10 protein-coding genes are annotated in these 22,368 nt (G+C 72.9%); 4 read left to right on the forward strand and 6 right to left on the reverse strand.

All coding sequences use genetic code 11. The features are described 5' to 3' along the window. The first annotated feature begins 5 nt into the window (after positions 1-5). Together ACH4UK_RS22370 and ACH4UK_RS22375 are read left to right on the forward strand one after the other, a co-directional pair. Entirely contained in the window at positions 6-10,916 is a 10,911-nt protein-coding gene (locus tag ACH4UK_RS22370; RefSeq protein WP_398358812.1) for an amino acid adenylation domain-containing protein, read from the forward strand. 5 nt (positions 10,917-10,921) lie between these two features. After that, complete coding sequence (locus ACH4UK_RS22375; RefSeq protein WP_398358814.1) at positions 10,922-12,622, forward strand: ABC transporter ATP-binding protein; 1,701 nt, start codon at positions 10,922-10,924, stop codon at positions 12,620-12,622. Positions 12,623-12,775: 153 nt separating this feature from the next. On the opposite strand, the gene ACH4UK_RS22380 is transcribed toward ACH4UK_RS22375, so the two are convergent. From ACH4UK_RS22380 to ACH4UK_RS22390, 3 genes are all read right to left on the reverse strand, one after another. Further along, on the reverse strand, positions 12,776-13,885 hold the full coding sequence (locus ACH4UK_RS22380; protein ID WP_398359245.1) for an alpha/beta hydrolase-fold protein: 1,110 nt from the start codon (positions 13,883-13,885) through the stop codon (positions 12,776-12,778). A gap of 200 nt (positions 13,886-14,085) precedes the next feature. Then, entirely contained in the window at positions 14,086-14,619 is a 534-nt protein-coding gene (locus tag ACH4UK_RS22385; protein ID WP_398358816.1) for a DinB family protein, read from the reverse strand. A gap of 229 nt (positions 14,620-14,848) precedes the next feature. Continuing rightward, positions 14,849-16,858 carry a heavy metal translocating P-type ATPase gene (locus tag ACH4UK_RS22390; protein WP_398358818.1) on the reverse strand — a complete coding sequence of 670 codons (2,010 nt, stop codon included), beginning with the start codon at positions 16,856-16,858 and terminating at the stop codon, positions 14,849-14,851. Positions 16,859-16,952: 94 nt separating this feature from the next. On the opposite strand from ACH4UK_RS22390, the gene ACH4UK_RS22395 reads away from it, so the two are divergent. Then, a complete protein-coding gene (locus ACH4UK_RS22395) occupies positions 16,953-17,336 on the forward strand; it encodes an ArsR/SmtB family transcription factor (RefSeq protein WP_398358820.1) in 384 nt (127 codons plus the stop codon). A gap of 81 nt (positions 17,337-17,417) precedes the next feature. On the opposite strand, the gene ACH4UK_RS22400 is transcribed toward ACH4UK_RS22395, so the two are convergent. Then, positions 17,418-17,840, reverse strand: a complete 423-nt coding sequence (locus ACH4UK_RS22400) for a MarR family winged helix-turn-helix transcriptional regulator (RefSeq protein ID WP_398358821.1) — start codon at positions 17,838-17,840, stop codon at positions 17,418-17,420. 201 nt (positions 17,841-18,041) lie between these two features. On the opposite strand from ACH4UK_RS22400, the gene eno reads away from it, so the two are divergent. After that, positions 18,042-19,343: a phosphopyruvate hydratase gene (gene eno / locus ACH4UK_RS22405; RefSeq protein ID WP_398358823.1), complete on the forward strand. Its 1,302-nt coding sequence runs from the start codon at positions 18,042-18,044 to the stop codon at positions 19,341-19,343. Between the two features lie 82 nt (positions 19,344-19,425). On the opposite strand, the gene ACH4UK_RS22410 is transcribed toward eno, so the two are convergent. Together ACH4UK_RS22410 and ACH4UK_RS22415 are read right to left on the reverse strand one after the other, a co-directional pair. Then, positions 19,426-19,920 (reverse strand): MarR family winged helix-turn-helix transcriptional regulator, encoded by a 495-nt coding sequence (locus ACH4UK_RS22410; protein WP_398358825.1) that lies wholly within the window; start codon positions 19,918-19,920, stop codon positions 19,426-19,428. A 144-nt stretch (positions 19,921-20,064) separates the two neighbouring features. Next, complete coding sequence (locus ACH4UK_RS22415; RefSeq protein WP_398358827.1) at positions 20,065-22,257, reverse strand: discoidin domain-containing protein; 2,193 nt, start codon at positions 22,255-22,257, stop codon at positions 20,065-20,067. Positions 22,258-22,368: the final 111 nt, after the last annotated feature.

Here is a 22,368-nt window from a genome sequence, read left to right on the forward strand (position 1 = left end):
CGTCGATGACGGAACCGAGCGCTTCTCGCGTACTGCTGTCCCCCACGCGGCTGGCCGCCGTACGCCGGCGGATCGGCGACTACAGCGACCGCACCGTCGTCGAGGCGTGCGCCGTAGGCCTCGCCTACTGGGCGACCGGCGCCGGCCCGGCCGGTATGGACCTCACCCCCGCCACGCCCTTCCCCGACCTCCTCGGATGGGCCGACAACGCCACGGGCGGGGCCGGAGGATGGGAGACCGACCCGGAGAGTCTCCACATCACCGTGCCGCCCGGCGTCGACCGTGCCGACGCGCAGCAGGCCCTGGACGACCTGGCGGACTTCCCGGACCGGCCCGTCGGCACCATCGGCCCCTCCGGCCCCCTGGCGAGGACCGAGGAGCTGGCCCGGTGGAACGACACCGGGGCGGACCGGGCCCGCCCGACCGTCATGGAGATGTTCCGCGAGCAGGCGCGCCTGCGGCCGGACGCCGTCGCGATCGTCGACGAGCACCGCTCCCTGACGTACCGCGAAACAGCGGCGCTCTCGGCCCAGTTGGCCCACCACCTGATCGAGCGCGGCCTCGGCCCCGAACAGGTCGTCGGCATCTCGCTCGGCCGTTCCGCCGAGATGGTCGTCGGCCTCCTCGCCGTCCTCCAGGCCAGGGGCGCGTTCGTCCCCCTCGACCCGCAGTGGCCCGCCGCCCGCCGGGCCGTGGTCGCCGAGGACGCCCGGATCGTGTTCCAGCTCAACCCCACCGGCAAGGCCGGCGCCGGGGAACCGGACGCCGTCGCCGTCGATCTCGGCGACTGGAAGTACGGAGCCCATCCGGCGGACGCGCCCGACGCGACCGTCCCCGGCGGCGCCCTGGCCTACGTGATCTTCACCTCCGGCTCGACCGGGCGGCCCAAGGGCGCCATGATCCGGCACGAGGCGATCAGCGAGCGTCTGCTGTGGCAGTCCGGCGAGATCCTCCACTTCGGCCACGACGACGCCTCCCTCTTCAAGGCCCCGCTGTCGTTCGACATCTCCGTCAACGAGATCTTCCTGCCGCTCGTCACCGGCGGCCGCCTGGTGATCCTGCGGCCCGGCGGCGAGCGCGACCCGCACCATCTGCTCGGCGTCATCGCCGAACAGCGCGTCACTTTCACCTACCTGGTGTCGTCCATGCTGGACGTCCTCCTGGAGATCGCGGGCGACACCGGCCGGCTCGACAGCCTGCGGCACGTCTGGTGCGGCGGCGAGGTCCTCACCCCGGAGCTGTACGAGCGCTTCCGCGACCGCCTCGACATCCCCCTCTACCACGGCTACGGCCCCGCCGAGACGACCATCGGCGTCTCCCACGTCATCTACCGGGGCGCGGCGACACGGCTGTCGACCTCCATCGGCAAGGCCAACCCCAACACCCAGCTCTACGTCCTCGACGACGAACTGCGCCCCGTCCCGGTCGGCGTCGGCGGCGAACTGTACGTCGGAGGCCTCCTGCTGGGACGGGGATACGTGGGCGCGCCCGGCCTCACCGCCGCCCGCTTCGTCGCCAACCCCTTCGCCTCGGACGGGTCCCGGCTGTACCGCACCGGTGACCTCGCGCGGTACGCCCCGGACGGGTCGCTGGACTTCCTCGGCCGCGCCGACAACCAGATCAAGATCCGCGGCATGCGGCTGGAGATCGAGGACGTCGAGGCCGGTCTGGCCGAACACCCCGGCGTACGGCACACCTGCGTCGTCGCGAGGAAGAACACGGCGGGCGGCGCCTATCTCGTCGGCTACGTCATCCCGTCCGGCGGCCACGAGGAGCTGAGCGCGGACGCGGTCAGGGCCTGGGCCGCCGCCCACATGGTCGAGTACATGGTGCCCGCCCACCTCGTCGTGCTGAGGGAGTTCCCGCTCACCGCGAACGGCAAGATCGACCGGAACGCGCTGCCGGAACCCTCCGTGGGCGGCGGGGCCCTCGTGGCGCCCGCCACCGAGAACGAGCGTCTGGTGTGCGAGGCCGTCGCGGCGGTGCTGCGGCTGGACGACGTCGGCGTGGACCAGGACTTCTTCCAGCTCGGCGGGGACAGCATCCTGGCGATCTCCCTGCTCAGCGCCCTGCGGGAGGTCGGCCTCCATGTGAGCGCACGCCAGATCTTCACCAACACCGTGGTGGGCGCCCTGGCGGCGGTGGCGAGCCGGGAGTCCGTCGCCGCCGTGGACCACGGCGACGTCGCGACCGGCTCCGTCGTGGGATCGCCCATCGTGCAGTGGCTCGGCGCGACCACGGACGCGATCGACGGCTTCGTGCAGTCGGTCGTCCTCAACACCCCGGCGGAGCTGACCGCCGACGCGCTCGACGACATCCTCGCCGCCGTGCTCGGCCGGCACGACATGCTGCGCGCCAAGCTGGTACGCGGCGAGCGCTGGGGCTTCGACATCCCGCCGGCCGGACCGGCAGCCCCCTGCTGGGAGCTGAGCGACGCCCCACCGGCGGAGTGCGTCGCCCGCGCCACCGAGGCGCTCGACCCGGAGGGCGGCGTCATGCTGCGGGCCGTCTGGCGCCGCGCGGCACGGCAGCTCGTCCTGGTCGCCCACCACGTGGTGATCGACGGTGTGTCCTGGCGGATCCTGATGGACGACCTCGCCACGGCCTGGCGTCAGCGCTCCTCGGGCGCACCCGTCGAGCTGCCCCCGGTGGGCACGTCGTTCAGGCGCTGGACCCAACTGCTGGGCCGCGCGCCGTTCGCCGCCGACCGGACGCACTACGCGACGCCGCTGCCCGCCGCCGACGCGCCGATCGGTCGCCGCGCCCTGACCCCGGCCGACACGGTGGAACGGGAGCGCACCCGGACCGTCTCCGTCGGAGCCGGGGCCACGGCGGCCCTGCTCGGTGAGATCCCCGCGAAGTTCCACGCGGGCGTCAACGACGTCCTGCTGACCGCCCTCGCCGTCGCCCTCGCCCGGTGGCGCCGCGACCGGGGCCAGGAGCAGACCTTCGCCCACATCGAGTTGGAAGGCCACGGACGCGAGGGACGCTTCGTCGCGGCCGCGGCCGGCTTCGAGCCCGAACTCTCGAGGACCGTCGGCTGGTTCACCACCCTCTTCCCGGTCACGGTGGATCCCGGCGCGGCGGGCGACCTCACCGCGCCCGCCTACCTCGCCGCCGCCCTCAAGGCGGTCAAGGAAGACCTCGCCCGTACGCCGGGCAACGGCCTCTCCTACGGGGCCCTGCGCTACCTGACCGGCGACGGGCCGGCCGGCCCCGCGCCGCAGGTGCTCTTCAACTACCTGGGCCGCTTCGACGCGGGCGGCTCGGCGGAATGGCAACCCGCCGGAACGACTGGCCAGTTGGGCGAGAAGCGCGACCCGCGGATGCGGCTGCCGCGCGCCCTGGAGTTCAACGCGATAGCCGAGCCCGACGCGAGCGGCGCCTACGAACTGGTCACCACCATCTCCTGGCCCGAGGGCGTGTTCGTCGAGGAGGACATCACCGCCCTCGGCGACCACTTCCGCTCGGCCCTCACCGCACTCGCCGCGCTCGATGAGGGCGGCCACACGCCCAGCGACTTCCCGCTGGTGCCGCTGACACAGGCCGACGTCGACGCCCTGGAGAGCCCGGCGCTGCACGACATCCTGCCGCTGACCCCGCTGCAGGAGGGTCTCTACTTCCACTCCGTCTTCGACGACGACACCACGGGCAGCTACGTCGAGCAGCAGTTGCTGACGCTGCACGGTGACGTGGACGCCGACCGGCTGGAGGCGGCGGCCACCCGGCTGCTCACCCTCTACCCCAACCTGGCCGCCCGCTTCACGGCCCTCGCGGACGGGCGGGTCGTCTCCGTCGTCGAGACCGGCAGGCGCGCGCCCTTCACCACCCTGGAGGGCCCCCTCACCGACGAGGAGATCCGCCGCCACGCCGAACAGGACCGCCGGGCCGGCTTCGACCTCGCCGCCGGGCCCCTGATGCGCTACACGCTCATCCGCGCCGGCGCGGGCCGCACCGTCCTGGTGCAGACCGTGCACCACATCATCGCGGACGGCTGGTCGGTCCCGCCGATGCTCCGCACGCTGCTGGCCGAATACCACACGCCCGGATCCGTGTACCCGATCGGCGGCTACCGCGACTACCTGACCTGGCTCGCCGGACGCGACCAGGAGGAGAGCGACCGGGTGTGGCGCGAGGAGCTCGCGGACCTGCCCGGCCCCTCCCTCGTGGCCGAGGGCCACACCCCCTCGGAACGGTTCGCCGACGTCTCGGCCGAGCCCGCCGACGACATCGACGTGGCCGCACGCTCGGCCGGGGTGTCCTTGAGCGTGGCCGTGCACAGCGCCTGGGCGGTGACCCTGGGCGGCATCCTGCACAGCGGGGACGTCGTCTTCGGCTCCACCGTGTCCGGCCGTGACGCCGAGGTGCCCGGTCTGCGCGACATGGTCGGCCTCTTCATCAACACCATTCCCGTACGCGCCCGCCTGGGCGACGCCGACACCGCCTACGACCTGCTCGAAGCCGTGAAGCGGCACCAGGGCGCGGTGCTGGCGCACCAGCACGTCTCACTGGCCCGGATCGGCCGGCAGAGCGGAACGGGCTCGCTCTTCGACACCCTGGTGGTGTTCGACCTCGCCACCGACGTGGCCGACCTGCGGCGACCGGACGACTCCCTCGTCATCACCGACCTCGTCAACGAGGGCGCACCGCACTACCCGTTGACGCTCGTCGTCGAGCGGGCCCGGGACGGCCGCTCCCGCTTCAACCTCATCTACGACGGTGAACTCCTCGGCCCCGACGGCGCCGAGGCGATCCTGCACACGTTCACCCGGACCCTCACCGAACTGCTCGGCCGCCCGGACGCCCCCGTCGACGAGCTGCTCCCCGCGACCGGCAGGGCTCCGGCCGAGGCCCCCGAGGCGACCCTGGGCGAGCTCTTCGACGCCGCCGCGCACCGCGACCCGACGGCCACGGCCGTCACCCAGTGCGCGCTGGACGGCGCCGCCCGGTCCCTCTCCTACGGCGAACTCGCTGACGCCAAGGACGCGTTGGCGGCCGTTCTGCGCGCGGCCGGAGTCGGCGTCGGACAGCGGGTCGCCGTCGCCGTCCCGCGCTCCCTGGAACAGGTCGTCGCGTTGATCGCGGTCGTCACCGCCGGAGGCGCGTACGTACCGCTGGACCTGGCCTATCCGGACGAACGGCTGGAGTACATCCTCGCCGACGCCGCCCCGCAGGTCGTCCTCGTGGACCGGGAACAGCGAGGCCGCTTCACCCGGCTGCTGGACCGGGCGGGCGTGGCGGCCCGGGTGCTCGTCCAGGGCGACGAACACCCCTCGGACACCGACCTCCCCGACGTCCGCCCGGGGGACCCGGCGTACGTGATCTACACCTCCGGCTCGACCGGCCGGCCCAAGGGCGTCGTCGTCCCGCACTCCGCCGTGACCACGCTCCTCGCCAACACCCGGCCGGACATGGACTTCGGCCCCGACGACGTATGGGTCCAGTTCCACTCCTTCTCCTTCGACTTCGCCGTCTGGGAACTGTGGGGCGCACTCGCGCACGGCGGTGAACTGCTGGTACCGGAGTACGGGCTGACCCGCTCCCCGGTCGACTTCCACCGACTGGTCCGCGAACGCGGCGTGACCGTGCTCAACCAGACCCCTTCGGCCTTCTACCGGTTCATCGAGGCCGACCTGCACGCGGGGCAGCCGGTCCCGGCGCTGCGCCGCATCGTCTTCGGCGGCGAGGCGCTCGACCTGGGGCGGCTGCGCGGCTGGGTCGAGCGGCACGGCACCGGCACGCCCGAGCTGGTCAACATGTACGGCATCACCGAGACCACCGTCCACGTCACCCACCGGGTGCTGACCGAGGAGGACTTCGCCCGCGGCGACGCCGGCCCCATCGGCGGGCCGATCCCCGGCCTGACCACCCATCTCCTCGACGACCGGCTGCGGCCGGTTCCGCCGGGCCGGGTGGGCGCCATCTACGTCGCGGGCGACCAGCTGTCCCTCGGCTACCTGGGCCGTCCCGGGCTCACCGCCGGGAGGTTCGTGGCGAACCCGTTCGCGGCCGACGGCTCCCGGATGTATCACACGGGCGACCTCGCCCGCCGGACGCTGGACGGCGAGCTGGAGTTCGCCGGCCGCGCCGACGACCAGGTGCAGCTCAAGGGCTTCCGCATCGAGCTCGGCGAGGTGGAGGGCGCGGTGAGGGAACTCGACGGCGTCGCGGACGTGGCCGTCACCGTGGCGGACAGCGGCGACCATCTGATCGCCCACGTGGTCGGCGAACTGCCCGCCGACTTCACCGCCCTGCTCTCCGCCAAGCTCCCCGTGCACATGGTGCCGGGCCGGGCGCTGCCGGTCGACGCCCTGCCGCTGACGGTCAACGGCAAGCTGGACCGCAAGGCCCTCACCGAGCGGGCCGCACAGCCGGACCCCCCGGCGGCGGCCACGAGCGGGCCCGACGCCCTCACCGCCCTGACCGGCATCTTCGCCGAGACGCTGCCCGGGGCGACCGTGGACGCCGACACCGACTTCTTCGGCGCCGGGGGCGACAGCATCGTCGCCATCACCGTGATCAACCGGGCCCGGACGCTCGGATGGCCGATCGCGCCCCGCGACGTGTTCCTGTTCAGGACGCCGCGTGCCCTCGCCGACCACCTGGCCGCGCGCGCCCCGCAGGCCGCACCGACGCCCCCGCCCTCCCGCCGCGCGGACGGACCCCTGCCGCTCACGCCGATCATCCTGCGCCAGCGCGAACTGGGCGGCCCGCTCGCCCGGTTCGCCCAGGCACGGGCGTTGCCCGTCGCCGAGGGCGTCGGCCTCGCCGACGTCCGGCGCGCCGTGAACGCCGTGGTGTCCGCCCACCCGGCGCTGCGCCTGCGGCTGCACATCGAGCACGGGGTGTGGGCCCTGCGCACCGAGCCCGCCCGCGAGGACGTCGTCGTCACCGTCGTGGCGGAGGCCACCGCCGACGCGACGGCCGCCGCCGACGAGGCCGCCGGGCGGCTCGATCCCGAGACCGGAGACGTCATCGCGTTCTCCTGGCTCGCGGCGAACCGCACCCTGGTCGTCACCGTCCACCACCTCGCCGTGGACGCGGTGTCCTGGCTCGTCCTCCTCGACGACCTCGCCACCGCCCTGAGCGGGGCCGCCCTGCCGCCGCCGACCACCTCCTACGCCGCGTACGCCGAAGCGCTGGCCCTGCGCTCCGCCGAGTCGACCGACGGCATCGGCCACTGGATCACCACCCTCCAGGCCCCGCCGCTGCTGCCGGTGGTCCGGGGCCTCCGCGAGCGGACGGTCGTCCTGCCGCCCGGGGCCGGCGACCGGGTGACGCGCAGCGCGCCCGGGGCACTGGGCCTCGGCCTCACCGAGCTGCTGTGCGGGGCCCTGCGCACCGCGCTGACCCGGATCCAGCCCGCGCCCACCGACCTCGCCGTCGAACTGGAGCGGCACGGCCGGGCGCCGGCCAGGGACCACCACGACTACTCCCGTACCGTCGGCTGGTTCACCTCCATCGCCCCCGTACGCCTCACCGCCCACACCGACCCCGTCGCCGCCGCGCGCGAGCTCACCGACCGCCAGCCGGACGAGGACGGCCACATCGCCTACGGCCGGCTCAGATACCTCAACCCGCAGACCGCCCCCCTGCTGACCGCCCGGCCGCAGGTCCTGTTCAACTACCTCGGCCGGGGCAGTGAGTCGGCGGCCCTGCGGATCACCGGCGACCAGGCCGACAGCCCGTACGCCGTCGAGGTCAACGCCTGGACCGACCACGCCACCGGCAGCCTCCACGCGACCTTCACTCTCGCCGAGGGCATCCCCGACGCGATCACCGGACATTGGCTGGCCGCCCTGGAACAGATCGGGGACGCCTCCGCGACGGCCGAGCGCACCGCCCCGGTCACCCCGCTCCAGCGGGGCCTGTTCTTCCAGGCGCAGATGGCGGGCGCGGGGATCGCGAACACGGCCGGGCACTACGTCGCGCAGAGCTGGTTCACCTTCGACCGGCGGCTGGACACCGACGCGCTGGCCGAGGCGATGGCGTACGTGATCGCCCGCCACCCCGTCGTCGGCGCGGGCTTCACCACCGACGACGACGGCAACCCGGTCCAGGTCCTCAGGGAGGGCCGGCGGGTCCCCGTCCGCACGGTCGAGCTCACGACCGGGGCCGAGACCGACGCCCTGCGCACCCGCGACCGCGAGCAGGGCTTCGACCCGGGGGAGCCGCCGCTCGTCCGGATGACCGTGGTGCGGCTGCCCGACGGCCACGACGGCCTGCTGCTCAGCTACCACCTGCTGCTCTGGGACGGCTGGTCCCGCGAGATCCTGCTGCGCGACCTGTTCGACGCCTACGAGAGGGTCCTCGCGGGCGAGCTGCCCGCGGCCACCCCCGCCGCGCCGGCCTTCGAGGAGTACGCCCGGACGCTCGCCGCCAAGGACCCGGCCGTGGCGGAGCGCTTCTGGGCGGAGCACCTGGCGGGCCTGCCGGGTCCGACGCTGCTCGCCGGACCGGCCCCGGCCCTGTCCGACGAACTGCCGCAGCCGCTCGTGCACACCCTCTCCGCCGATCTGTCGGAGCTGCTGCGCGAAGCGGCCCGGACCCGTGGCGTCACCCTGAACTCGGTGCTGACCGGCGCCTTCGGGCTCTTTCTCGGAGCCCGTACCGGCCGCGGCGACGCCGTGTTCGGCGTGACCGTCTCCGGCCGCGAGGGCGAGGGACACGGCGACATCGTCGGCGTCCTGCTCAACACCGTGCCCCTGTGGACGAGGGCCCGGCCCGACGAGCCGGTCGGCGCGTACCTGGCGGCCGTACAGGCGGCACGCGTGGCGGCGATGGACCACGAGCACCTGGGGCTCGGCGAGATCCAGCGGGCCAGCGGCCACGACACCCTGTTCGACAACCTGTTCGTGCTCCAGAACTTCCTGGACCAGGACGCGTTCGCCGCGATGAACGCCCGCCACGGCATCACCTCGGTCCGGGCGGACGACTCCACGCACTACCCCTACACCTGGGTCGTCACCCCCGGCGACCGGCTCACGGTCAAGCTGGAGCACCGCCACGGCGACCCCGGGAGCGCCCGCCGTCTCCTCGACGACTACCTGCGGGTGCTGGCGGACCTGGCGAGGGCGACCGGCCCGATCGGCGCGCTGCCCGGCCTGGCGCCCGACCCCGAGCCCGCCGCGCGCACCGAGGTCGGCACGGACACCGTCGTCGACCGCTTCGACCTCGCGGCCGACCGGGATCCGCAGCGCGTCGCGCTCGTCGCCGACGGCGCGACCATGACCTTCGCCGAACTCCGGGACCGCAGCCGGGCCGTGGCGGGCGTCCTCGCCCGACGGGGCATCGGCCCCGAGACGACCGTGGGCCTGGCGATCCCGCGCTCCCCCGAGTGGATCGCCGCGCTGTTCGCGGTGCTGCGCGTCGGAGCCGCGTACGTGCCGCTGGAGCTGGACCACCCGGACGAGCGGATCGCGGCGATCGTCCAGGACGCCCGGCCCGAGGTGATCCTCACCGTGAGCGCGGTCTCGCCCCGGCTGGACGGCGAACTGATCGAGCTGGACCGCCCGTTGCCGCAGGCCGAGCCGTACACGACGTTCGCGCCGCACGACCCGGACCGGCTGCGCCACCCCGCGTACACGATCTACACCTCCGGGTCGACCGGGAAGCCCAAGGGTGTGGTGACCGAATACGCCGGGCTCACCAACATGCTGATCAACCATCAGCGCCGGATCTTCGAACCGGTCCTCGCCGAGCACGACCACCGGGTCTTCCGGATCGCGCACACGGTCTCCTTCGCGTTCGACATGTCGTGGGAGGAGCTGCTCTGGCTGGCCGACGGCCATGAAGTGCACATCTGCGACGAGGAGTTGCGCCGCGACGCACCCCGTCTGGTGGAGTACTGCGTCGGCCACGGCATCGACGTCATCAACGTGACACCCACCTACGCCCAGCAGTTGGTGGCCGAGGGGCTGCTGGAGGACCCGGAACGGCGGCCCGCACTGGTGCTGCTCGGCGGGGAGGCCGTCACGCCGACCCTGTGGCAGCGGCTCGCGGAGACCGAGGGCACGGTCGGCTACAACCTCTACGGGCCCACCGAATACACCATCAACACCCTCGGCGTCGGGACCTTCGAGTGCCAGGACCCGGTGGTCGGCGTGGCCATCGACAACACCGAGGCGTACGTCCTGGACCCGTGGCTGCGACCGCTGCCCGACGGGGTCCCCGGCGAGCTGTACGTGGCGGGCGTCGGCATCGCCCGCGGCTACCTGGGCCAGAGCGGCCAGACCGCGCACCGCTTCGTCGCCTGCCCCTTCGGCCCGCCCGGGACCCGCATGTACCGCACCGGCGACCTGGTGATCCGCCGGCCGGACGGGAACATCGCCTACCTGGGCCGCACCGACCAGCAGGTCAAGATCCGCGGCCACCGGGTCGAACCGGGCGAGGTCGAGGCCGTGTTCGCGGCCCACCCGGCGGTCCGCTTCGTCGCCGCCGTCGCCCAGCCCGACCCGGGGGTCGACGGCGCGTACCGGCTGGCCGCCTATCTCGTCCTCGCGGGCTCCGCGGACCTCGCGCAGGTCGCCGCCGAGGCCGGCGCCGGGCTGCCGGACTTCCTGCGCCCCACGCACTTCGCCCAGGTCGACAGCATCCCGCTGACCGTGAACGGCAAGGCCGACACGAAGGCGCTGCCCGAGGCCAGGCCGCTCGGCGCGCTGACCACGGCGGGCGAGCGCGGCCCGGAGACCGAAACCGAGACCATCGTCTGCGAGTTCTTCGCCGAGGCGCTCGACCTCGACGACGACGAGGTCAGCGCGGTGAGCGACTTCGTGTCCCTCGGCGGACACTCCATGCTGGCGGTGCGGCTGATCGGGCTGCTCCGCCGCGAGTACGGTCCTGTCATCACCATCCGCGACCTGTTCACCCTGCGAACCCCGGAAGCGATGGCCCGCCACCTCGATGAGAACTCCTGACCCTGATGAAAACACCTGACACCCAGCGGCCCCGCCCGGGAGCCGCCATCCTGCGAACCGCACTGCGCCGCAACATCGGCGCCATGATCGCCGGCACCGTCCTCATGGGCCTGTACCAGGCGGCGGAGACCGCGTTCCCCATCGCGCTCGGACTCATCGTCGAGCACACGATGCAGGACCGCAGCCTCGGCTCGCTCGGCGTCTCGATCGGCTCGCTGGCCGTGATCATCACGACCGTGTCCCTGTCGTGGCGGTTCGGCATGCGCGTGCTGCAGAAGGCCAACACGACCGAGGCACACCGCTGGCGGGTGCAGGTGGCCGCCTGCGGGCTCCAGCCGGTGGCCAGGGACGTCGACCTCAAGTCCGGCGAGATCCTGACCATCGCCACCGAGGACGCCGACCAGACCGCCGACATCATCGAGGTGGTGCCGCTGCTGATCAGCTCACTGGTCGCCGTCGTGGTCGCGGCGGTGGCGCTGAGCCTCGCCGACTTCCGGCTCGGCCTGCTGGTGGTCGTGGGGACCGTCGTGATCCTGTCGATCCTGGCCGTGATGTCCAGGAGGATCGGGGCCGCCACCCAGGAACAGCAGGCCCGGGTGGCCCGTGCGGGCGCCAAGGTCGCCGACCTGATCATCGGGCTGCGCCCGCTGCACGGCTTCGGCGGCAACCACGCCGCCTTCGGGGCCTACCGCGAGGTCAGCGCCGACGCGCGGCGCCAGGCGATCACCGTCGCCCGGGTGAACGGCCGTTACGCGGGCACCGCGCTGGCCCTCAACGCGGTCCTCGCCGCGGCGGTCTCCCTGACGGCCGGCTGGCTGGCGTTCGAGGGCCGGATCACCATCGGGGAGCTCGTCATGGCCGTGGGCCTCGCGCAGTTCATCATGGAACCGCTCAAGATGTTCTCCGAAATGCCCAAGTACGTGATGATGGCGCGGGCTTCGGCCGAGCGCATGGCCCTGGTCCTCTCCGCGCCACCCGTGGCGACACCGGGGCCCGAGCGCCCGGAGCCGGGCGGAGGCCTGGAAGTCGACGGCGTACGCCACGGGACGCTCCAGGGTGTCAAGTTCGCGGTGCCGGCCGGGGAGTTCGTGGCGATCGCCGCCTACCAGCCGCGCGCGGCGGCCGACCTCGCCGCCGTTCTCGCGGTGAACGTCGCCCCCCACGCGTACGGGGGAGTGGTGCGCGTCGGCGGCCGGGAGATCGGTGAGCTGTCGATCGAGGCGGTCCGCGAACACCTGCTGGTGAACCCCTACGACGGGGAGATCTTCGCCGGCACCCTCCGTTCGAACATCGACCCGTCGGGCAGCGGGCGGGCGATCGCCGAGGCCGTCGAGGCGTCCATGCTCACCGACGTCGTCGCCCTGCACCGCGAGGGGCTCGACCACCCGGTCCGCGACCGGGGCGCGAACCTCTCCGGGGGACAACGTCAACGGCTGTCGCTGGCACGGGCTTTGGCCGCCGAGTCCGAGGTGCTGGTGCTGCACGATCCGACGACGGCCGTCGACGCGGTCACCGAACAGCTCATCGCCCGCAACGTCGCGAAGCTGCGCCGCGGCCGGACCACCCTGGTGATCACCAGCAGCCCGGCGCTCCTGGACGCGGCGGACCGGGTGCTCGTCCTGGACGAGGGCGTCATCACCGCCGAGGACACCCACCGCAACCTGCTCGCCGCCGACGAGGCCTACTGCCTGGCCGTGGCCAGATGACCTGCCGGGCGGCCGCCGGGACGAGCACCGCTCGTCCCGGCAGCCAGCCGGAGGAGCCCGTCCCGGCAGCCACCCGGGAGGAGCCCGTCCCGGGAGCCGGCCCGCACAGCCCGTCACGGGTGAGTAGCCGGCCCGCACAGGCTCGGGAATCCGTCAGCCGAGCGCCCAGGCGACGTCCCTGAGCAGGGCGTGCCGCCAGCCCGCCCGGTCGTGCCCCGACGCCGATCGCGACACCCGCACCGTGGCGCCGGCCCGCTCGGTCAGCGTCTCGGTCAGCTCGCAGTGCGGCAGCATCGGGCCCTCGTGCTCTCCCACGTCGAACGCGCACCGCAGCCGCGACAGGTCCACGCCCCGGCGCAGCCGCTCGGCGACCGCGCCGCCGACCGCCCCGCCCAGCGGATCCGCCAGCTCCGCGGTTCCCGGCGCCCACCAGAAGGACCCCGACTGGCAGGCGACGCGTGAGACCAGCTCGGGGAAGTCCAGCGCCGCGTGCAGCGCGCTCAGCCCGCCCAGGCTCTGTCCCGCGACCACCAGCCGGCCCAGGTCGGCCGGTACGCCCGACTCGGCCACCAGCGGCAGCAGTTCGTCCCGGACCGCCTCCCACAGCTCCGGGCGGCAGGCGAACTCGGCCTCCCGGTCCTTGGCCGGCAGGAACACGAGAGTGACCGGGGGCATGTCGCCCGCGGCCACGGCCGCGTCGAAGGCGGTCACGGCCGGGTGCAGATACAGCCAGTCGTCCCCGTCGAGCAGCAGCACCACCGGACCGCCGCCGCCCGCCGGGTGGACCCGCACGGTACGCCGTCCGCCGAGCCGGTCGCTGTTCCAGCGGATCCGGTCACGGGGCAGCGGCGGCACGTCGTCCGGGCCGAGGGCGGGCCAGTGCGGCTGGGGCGGGGCGTCCGGCGTGGCGGCGATGGAGCGGTCGGCCCCGGCGCCGACCGGGTTGAGCGGATCGGCATGGGCCGCGTCCCCCACCAGGACCCGGTAGGTCACCCGCAGCCGTGCGGGCAGGGGCACTTCGGCGTACCAGCAGTCCGTACCCTCCCACCGGCGCAACGGGACGGGCGGGGACCAGCTCTCGAAGTCGACCACGGCCCCGGGGCCGCGCCACAGGAAGAGGGCCGTCCAGCCGTCGCCGGCGGGCGCCCACGCGGGCGTTCGCGCCGCCGCCCAGAACGCGTCGGTGCCGGGGCGGCCCGGCAGCCCGAAGGCCCCGAAGGGACGCTCGGGGTCGGCCGCGGGACCGGAGCGGGGAGCGGTCACGGGCGCGGGGCCGGGCGGTGGCCCGCGGTCGGGGAGAACGCGCTCGCAGGCGCTGTCGTCCTGCCCTCGCGGCACGGCCGTTCGATCATCGGACGCATCAACGGCTCCTTGGGGGAGGGGAAGAGCGGGAGACGGGCTCCGCGTTACTGAGGGGAGCCTAACCCAAGGCCGCTGAGCGGGTGTTGGCGTCGGGAACCCCGTCAGCCGGAGGACGCGGCGCGCAGCAGACGCAACTGCCCGATCTCGGCCACGTTCTTCATCAGCTCGGCGTTCACCCACGCGGCCATGTGGGCGACGGTGTAGTCCGGGTCGTGCTCCCGGGGGAACGGCGCGGGGGCTTCGAGGGCCGCTTCGTCCAGTCCGTCCAGCACGCCCAGCCACTGCTCCCGGAGTTCGCGCAGCCGGCCGATGGCCCCCTCGGCGTCGCCCGGCCACGTGACGTCCGCGCGGTCGGGTGGCCGTCGGCCCAGGGTGTGCTCGACCGTCGTGCTCCACCACCAGTCGATGTGCCAGCTGAGCCAGCCGATCGTCGGCACCGGAACCGGCTCGGGCTCGGTCTCGGTCTCGGCCCAGTCCGGCAGCCAGCGTCCGTCGGCCTGCCGGTGCACCGTCCAGCACAGGGGCGCCGGACGCCACAGGAAGTCCTCGGTGTCGAGCCGGTCGAGGTGGTACTCGAACAGCGACCAGGTCAGCTCGAACTGCCCGCGCAGCAGGTCACATCGTGAGGCGTTCACCGGGTGACCTTGGCACACGCGCCCGTCCCCGACAACGGGAAATCCGCCTCTCCCGGACCGAGGAGCGGGGCCCGCCGGCCCCACCGGTGCTGCGCTGCGGCGACGGGCGGCCGGGCGACGGACGCACCGGCTGGACCGTCGGCCGGTTCCGGCATGCTGCGCGCCCTGTCGACTGCCGATACCACCCTCGACGAGTGGCTCCACTGCGACCGGGAGACGGCTGCGGTTGTCATCGCGCTGGATCGACGGGCCGTGGTCGGCCGCACCGTCGGGCGGAGCTCTGCCACGCGGCGTCGCGCAGCAGACGGAGGCCGTTGAGTCCGACGATCACCGTGGAGCCCTCGTGCCCGGCGACACCGAGCGGGAGCGGCAGGGTGCCGATCAGATCCCAGGCCACCAGAGCGGTGATGCAGGTTCCGGCGATGACGAGGTTCTGCACGACGAGGCGGTTTGCCTTGCGGGAGAGGGCCACGACGGCGGGGATGGCGGCGAGTTCGTCGCGGACGACGACCGCGTCCGCCGTCTCCAGGGCGAGGTCGGAGCCGGCCCGGCCCATGGCGATCCCGGTGTGGGCGGCGGCCAGGGCGGGGGCGTCGTTGACGCCGTCGCCCACGACCAGGACCCGGCGCCGTTCGGCTTCCCACGACCGGACCGCGTCCACCTTGTCCTGCGGCAGCAGTCCGGCTCGTACGTCGGTGATCCCGACCTCGCATGCCAGGCGCCGGGCGGCGCGTTCGTTGTCACCGGTCAGCAGGACGGGCGAGCGGCCGGTGAGTCCGGTCAGCGCCGCCACGGTGGCCGCCGCGTCCGGGCGCAGCCGGTCGGCGATGCCCAGCACGCCGACCGGCGCCCCGTCGCGCAGGACGACGACGGCGGTACGGCCGTCCGCCTCCAGCGCGTCCACCGCCGTCCGGGCGGGGCCGTCCTCCTCGCCGGCCGCGTCGAGAAGGCGGGCCGGGGAGCCCACCCGGACGGTACGTCCGCCCACGACGGCGGTGACGCCCCGGCCGGGCGACGCGCTGAAGCCGGTGGCCTCCGCCGGGGCGAGGCCCCGCTCCCGGGCTGCGTCGGTCACGGCGCGGGCGAGCGGGTGTTCGCTCGCGTGCTCGGCCGCCGCGGCCAGGGCCAGCAGTGCCTTCTCGTCCAGACCGGACCCGGGCAGGGGGTGCAGGTCGGTGACGCGCGGCGTGCCCTCGGTCAGGGTGCCGGTCTTGTCCAGGGCGACCAGGTCGATCTGACCGAGCCGTTCCATCACGACGGCGGACTTGGCGAGCACGCCGTGGCGGCCTGCGTTGGCGATGGCCGAGAGCAGGGGCGGCATCGTGGACAGCACCACGGCGCACGGGGAGGCGACGATCATGAACGTCATCGCGCGCAACAGGGCCGGCTGGAGCCCGGATCCGAACGCCAGGGGTACGGCGAAGACGGTCAGCGTGGCGATGACCATGCCGAGGGAGTAGCGCTGCTCGATCTTCTCGATGAACAACTGCGTCGGCGCCTTGGTGCCGGACGCCTCCTCGACCATTCTCACGATCCGGGCGATCACGGACTCCGACGGGTCGCGGCCGACCCGCACCCGCAGGGCGCCGGTGCCGTTGACCGTCCCGGCGAACACCTCGTCCCCGGGCCCCTTCGCCGCCGGCAGGGGCTCGCCGGTGATGCTCGCCTGGTCGACGTCGCCGGTTCCGGCGAGGACCTGCCCGTCGGCGCCGACCCGCTCGCCCGGCCGGACCAGGATGACGTCCCCGACGGCGAGCGCGTCCGTGGGAACCCTCTCCTCCCCGCCGTCGGGCGACAGCCGCTGCGCGGTAGTCGGAGCCAGCCGGAGCAGGCCCCGTACGGAGTCGGCGGTGCGGGCGGTGGCGACCGCCTCCAGCGCTCCGGAGGTCGCGAAGATGACGATCAGCAGCGCGCCGTCGAGGAACTGCCCGATGCCGGCGGCGCCGAGCGCGGCCACCACCATCAGCAGATCCACGTCGAGCGTCCTGTTGCCGAGCGCCTTGAGACCGTCCAGACCCGGCTGCCATCCGCCGGTGACGTACACGGCGGCGTACAGCGGCCCCCACGCCCACCATGGGGCGCCCGCGAGATCCAGGGGGAGGGCGAGGAGGAACAGCGCCAGAGCGGCCAGCGCCCACCGGGCCTCGGGCAGGGCCAGGAGGCGCGTCCGGTGTTTCGGGAGCGTCGGGCGCGGTCCGGCGACGGCCGGAGCGGGCCGTTGATCCAGGGCAGCAGGCATGGCGGAACAACCCTTCACGGGCGGACGGGGCGACGCGTTTCACCATACAGGAATATATGAATAGGTCTTCAGGTGTTCCGCGTATGATGGGCGGATGGGCCACGGAGTCGACACCAGCAGCACCGCCACCACCCGCGAACGCCTCGACGCCGTCGGCACGGCCGATGTGGCCGCCACCCTCCAGGCCCTCGCGACCCCGTCCCGGCTCTACATCCTGGCCCGGCTGCAAGAGGGACCCTGCTCCGTGAGCGACCTCGCGGCGGCCGTCGATATGGAGCCCTCGGCCTGCTCCCACCAACTGCGTCTGCTGCGCAATCTGGGGCTGGTCACCGGTGAGCGGCAGGGGCGCTCGATCATCTACGCGCTCTACGACAACCACGTCGCGGAACTCCTGGACCAGGCGCTCCACCACGTCGAGCATCTGCGCCTGGGGGCCCGCGACGCCGGATTCGCGGACGCGGAGTCCGTCGGCGGTTGATCCGCCGGCCCTGTCCGCGCTGTGTGATCCGCCCTGCGTGATCCGCCCTTCCCGGGGGGACGTCGCACCCCCGACCGGCTTCTAGTGCGCGGCGAGCCGTTCCATCAGGGCGACGCTGTGCGCGAGCGCCTTCTGCTCCTCTTCGCTGAGCTCGACATCGATCGCACGGGCGAGCCAGTCGGCCCGGCGGTCGCGCTCCGCCCCGAGTGCCGCCCGCCCCACCTCGGAGAGGCCGACGAGCGACTTGCGGCGGTCCGTCGGGTGCGCCCGGCGGACGACGAGGCCCTGCTCCATCAAAAGGCCGACCGTGCGGGCCATCGACTGGGGGCGCACGCGCTGGTCCGCCGCGAGGTCGCTGGTGGTCATGGCCCCGTCCCGGTCGAGGACGCCCAGAAGGGCGACCTGGCCGTGCGGGATCCGGTCCTCCTGCTTCACGCGCCGCGCGAGCTTGCCCATGGCGGTGCGCAGATCGGCGGCGACGGTGGCGGGTTCCGGGGTGGGCATAGGGCACTTTAACCCGCGATCGTCAGCGAGTCTGCGCAGGTCGCCTGCGCAGGAGCACTGTGCAGCGAAGCTGGGCAGCACAACTGAACAGCAAAGCTAAACAGTCAATCTGAACAGCATTGCTGTAGAGTTTGCGATGTCGCGGCTCGCGCCGGCGCTGTCGCAACAGTGCCGCGGCATGTGACTACGGAAGGACCTCGCATGGCCCACAAGGCAGCTGAGCCCACCGCCATCCAGTCCGTCACCGCCCGCCGGATCATCGACAGCCGGGGCAACCCCACCGTCGAGGCCGACGTCCGGCTCGCCGACGGCTCGCTCGGGCGCGCCGCGGTCCCGTCCGGCGCCTCCACCGGTGCACGGGAGGCCGTGGAGCTGCGCGACGGGGATGCCGGCCAGTGGCACGGCAAGGGAGTCGACCGTGCGGTCGCCCACGTCAGCGGCGACATCGCGGCCGCGGTCGTGGGCCGCGACGCGGACGACCAGGCGGGCCTGGACGCCGCGCTCGTCGCGCTCGACGGCACGCCCGACAAGTCCCGGCTCGGCGCGAACGCGATCCTCGGGGTCTCCCTCGCCGCCGCGAAGGCCGCCGCGGCGGCCCACCGCCAGCCGCTCTACCGCTATCTCGGCGGAGCCGACGCCCGGCTTCTCCCGCTGCCGATGATGAACATCATCAACGGCGGTGCGCACGCGGACAATCCGCTGGACTTCCAGGAGTTCATGATCGCGCCGGTGGGCGCGGAGACCTTCGCGGAGGCCGTCCGCATGGGTTCCGAGATCTTCCACACCCTGCGACGCGACCTGCTAGCCGCCGGACACGCCACCGGCGTCGGCGACGAAGGAGGCTTCGCGCCCGCGCTGCGCACGGCCGAGGAGGCGCTCGACTTCGTCCTGAGCGCCGTCGAGCGTGCCGGATACCGTCCCGGCGCGGACATCGGCCTGATCATGGACCCGGCGTCGTCGGAGTTCTTCCACGACGGCGCCTACGTGTACACGGGCGAGGGCGTCCGCCGCACCCCCTCCGAACAGGTCGACTACCTGGTCAAGTTGATCGACGCGTACCCGATCGTCTCCATCGAGGACCCGATGGCCGAGGACGACGCGGACGGCTGGCGCGAGCTGACCGCCCGCGTCGGTCACCGCTGCCAGCTGACCGGCGACGACGTGTTCTGCACCGACGAGAAGCTGGTGCGCGAGGGCATCCGCACCGGCGTCGCCAACTCGGTCCTGGTGAAGGTCAACCAGATCGGCACGCTCACCGAAGCCCTCGCCACGGTCGCCACCGCGCGTCGTGCGGGCTGGAGTGTCGTGATGTCCCACCGCTCCGGCGAGACGGAGGACACCACGATCGCGGACCTGGCGGTGGCGACGGGCTGCGGCCAGATCAAGACCGGCTCGCTGTCCCGCTCCGACCGCACGGCCAAGTACAACCAACTGATCAGGATCGAAGAGGAGTTGGGCGAGTCCGCGCAGTACGCGGGCGGGGCGCTGCTGTCCCGCTCCTGACCGCCGCACCGCCGCACGCACCGCGATCCGGTGCGTGTGACGGTGCGACGGACGGGGGTCGGTCGGATCAGGCTTTCCGGCCCTAGGATCGCCCGTCCCCCTCGACGTTGGCGATCATCCTGCGCAGCACCTTGAGCGCGGCCACGTACTCCTCGTCGCCGATGCCCTCGTGGACCACGGCGCGCTGCTCGGTCGCCAGCGCGCGCAACCGGACTCTGGCCTCCTCGCCGGCCTCGGTGAGGCGCAGGAGCTGCTCGGCGTCGACGCGAAGCCATGCGCGGTGCAGCAACTGGTCGACCACTCTGGCGATCTCGTGCGGCCCGTCGGCCAGGGAGGCCAACTGACTGATCACCTCTTCGCGACTCGGCGCCGCGGGACCGCTGTTCACCCGGTTGAGCACCCAGTACTGCGGCTGCGTGACGTCGATCCTGGCCATGGCGTCCCGCAGTTGCCGGGTGACCGCGGCGTGAGCCCGGCCGCTCCAGTAGCCGATGGGCTGAGTGGCCGACATGTCCTCGGCGGCGGTGGCCGGATGCGCCGGCGCCTGATCGGTGGTGGTGTCCGTCAGCGGTTTCATGATCGCGACGCTACCTTCCCCGGCGTACGCGAGCAGGCCGAACGGGCGGCCCCCGGCGGACGGTTGTGTCCGCCGGAGGCCGCCCTCCGTTCGCGGTGGGCCGGTCCGGGCCGCCGGACACCGGACCTGCTCACCGCTCCCGGGTCAGGGGAAGTTGACGACGGTCGACGGAATCGTCGACGTTCCCGAGGTGGGGGATCCGGTGTTGTTGATGACGTGCTCGTACTGGCCGTTGCCGCCGAGGGAGATGACGAGCAGGTTGTGGAACTTCACGCCGGGTTTCACCGGGGCCTTGAAGCCGTGGCCCTGGACGATCGTCGGGTCGACGTTGTAGAAGCAGTAGCTGCCCAGGCCCCAGCCCTCGTGCTGTTCGACCGAGTCGTCGACCCGGTAGGCGGCGTAGCCCTTCGTGTCGCCGTTCTGGATGGCGGCCTGGTTCGGGGCGTCGTACGCCTTCTCGTTCTGGAAGAAGATCGTGCGGCCGCGCTCGCCGTACCACTCCACGTCGTACTTGTTGAAGTGCTCCACGAACAGCCCGGTCGCCAGGACGTCGTCGCCGTTGACGCGTACGCCGTAGTCGGCCCGGTTGGTCTCCCAGCCCCAGCCCTCGCCGTGGTCCGCACGCCACACCCAGGTGTGGTCGATGATCGTGTCGTCGCTGTTCACGACGATGCTCGTGGTCGCCTTGCCGGGACCCGCCCCGCCGATCCGCACGAACACGTCCTGCAGCGACGTGGGGTTCGCCGAGTGATCGGCCGACGCGCCCTGCGGCCCGACCTCCAGCAGGGTCGAGGAGTTGACGGGACCGGCGTCGATGAGGAAGCCCGCCAGCTTCACCCCGTCGACGTCGGCGACCTTCATCGCGGTCACCCCGTTGTCCGGGATGATCGTGGCCAGGCCGAGACCCAGGACGACCGTGTCGGCCCGGTTCACGTTGATGGTCTGGTCGATGTGGTAGACGCCGGGCGTGAACAGCAGGTTCAGCCCCTGCGCCAGCGCGGCGTTGATCGTCGCGGCGGTGGCTCCCTGCTTGACGACGTAGAAGCGGTTCAGCGGGATGGACTCGCCCGGCTGCGTACCGCCGTCCCAGGAGACGCCGCGCGCGTTGACGCGCTTGGCGGGGACGAAGACCTTGTACTCATTGCCGTCGAGGTAGAGGAACGGCTTCTCGCGGGAGATCGGGGTGGTGTCCAGTGTGGTGTACGGCGGGGTCGGATAGCTCGCCGCCGGTGCGCCCTGGACGCCGGAGAACGTCATGTTCCAGACGGCGTTGGTCCAGCCGCCGACCGAGCTGTCGCGGGTGTACCACTGCTGCTGGGAGTACGGGCCGACCTGGCCGTCGATCTTGCTGTCGGCGATGTAGCCGCCGCTGGCCCAGCCGTATCCGTCGGGTGCGAGGTTCAGTCCGCCCTTGACGTGCATCCGGCGGAACGGGGCCGCCTGGGAGACCGCCCAGCGGTTGGTGCCGCTGACCGGGTTCAGCGTCAGGTTCTCCGCCGAGCGCCAGAAGTTCTGTGTCGCGTTTCCGTCGAACCAGCCCGCGTCCACGGTCACATCGCCGTTGAACGTGGTGTCGTTCGGGTTCAGGCCGAGGCCCGCGATCTGGGTGTAGAAGCCGATCTGCGCGTTGATGTTGTCGTACGTTCCCGGCTTGAAGAGGAGCGCGTGCCGGCCGCTGCCGAACTGGGCCTCCTCCTGCTGCTGGAAGATCTCGTCGACCCTGCCCTGGATGTTCGGCGTGGACGGGTCGAAGACATGGACGTTCGGACCGAGGTCGCCGCCGCCCGGGATCTCCGGTCCGCCGCCGCCGTCACGGGTGCCGAAGACCTTGAACTCCCAGAGCGAATAGCCGTATCCGGTGGCCCGCTCGGTGCCGGTCAGACGTACGTAACGGGCGTCGCCGGAGAGGGTCAGGGTCTCGTCGCCGCCCGTGGACGTGGTGGTGCTGTAGGCGGTCGTCCAGTCGTCGCCGTCGGTCGAGAGCTCGATGCGGTAGCTCTTCGCGTGCGCGGCCTCCCAGGAGAGTTCGACCCGGCTGAGGGCGGCCGGGGAACCGAGGTCGATCCGTATCCACTGGGGGTCGGAGAACGCGCTGGACCAGCGTGTTCCGCCGTCGCCGTCGACGGCGTTGCCCGCGCCCGTGCCGCCGTTCTCCGCGCTCGACGCGGTCACCGCGCCGCCCTGGGAGAGGAGGACGGGAGCGGCCTGCGCCGGGGCCGCCTGCACGGCCGCGAGGAGCGCCGCGACCAGCGTGGTGACGAGGGCCAGGGCCAGGGTGCGCCATCGGGGGGATGCGGCCATCGGGGGCCGCGAGGGTCTGACGAGGGCAACGGACATGTCTGAACTCCTGAAGGGTCGGGTGGACGGGGTGAAACGGGTGCGGACAGCTCTCCCAGGAGGGAGAGAGCGCTCTCTCGGTAGCCGAATGATTCTCCCGCGTTTCCGTCA

Origin of the sequence: Streptomyces sp. NPDC020884, assembly GCF_044333935.1 — a bacterium.
Taxonomy (GTDB): domain Bacteria; phylum Actinomycetota; class Actinomycetes; order Streptomycetales; family Streptomycetaceae; genus Streptomyces.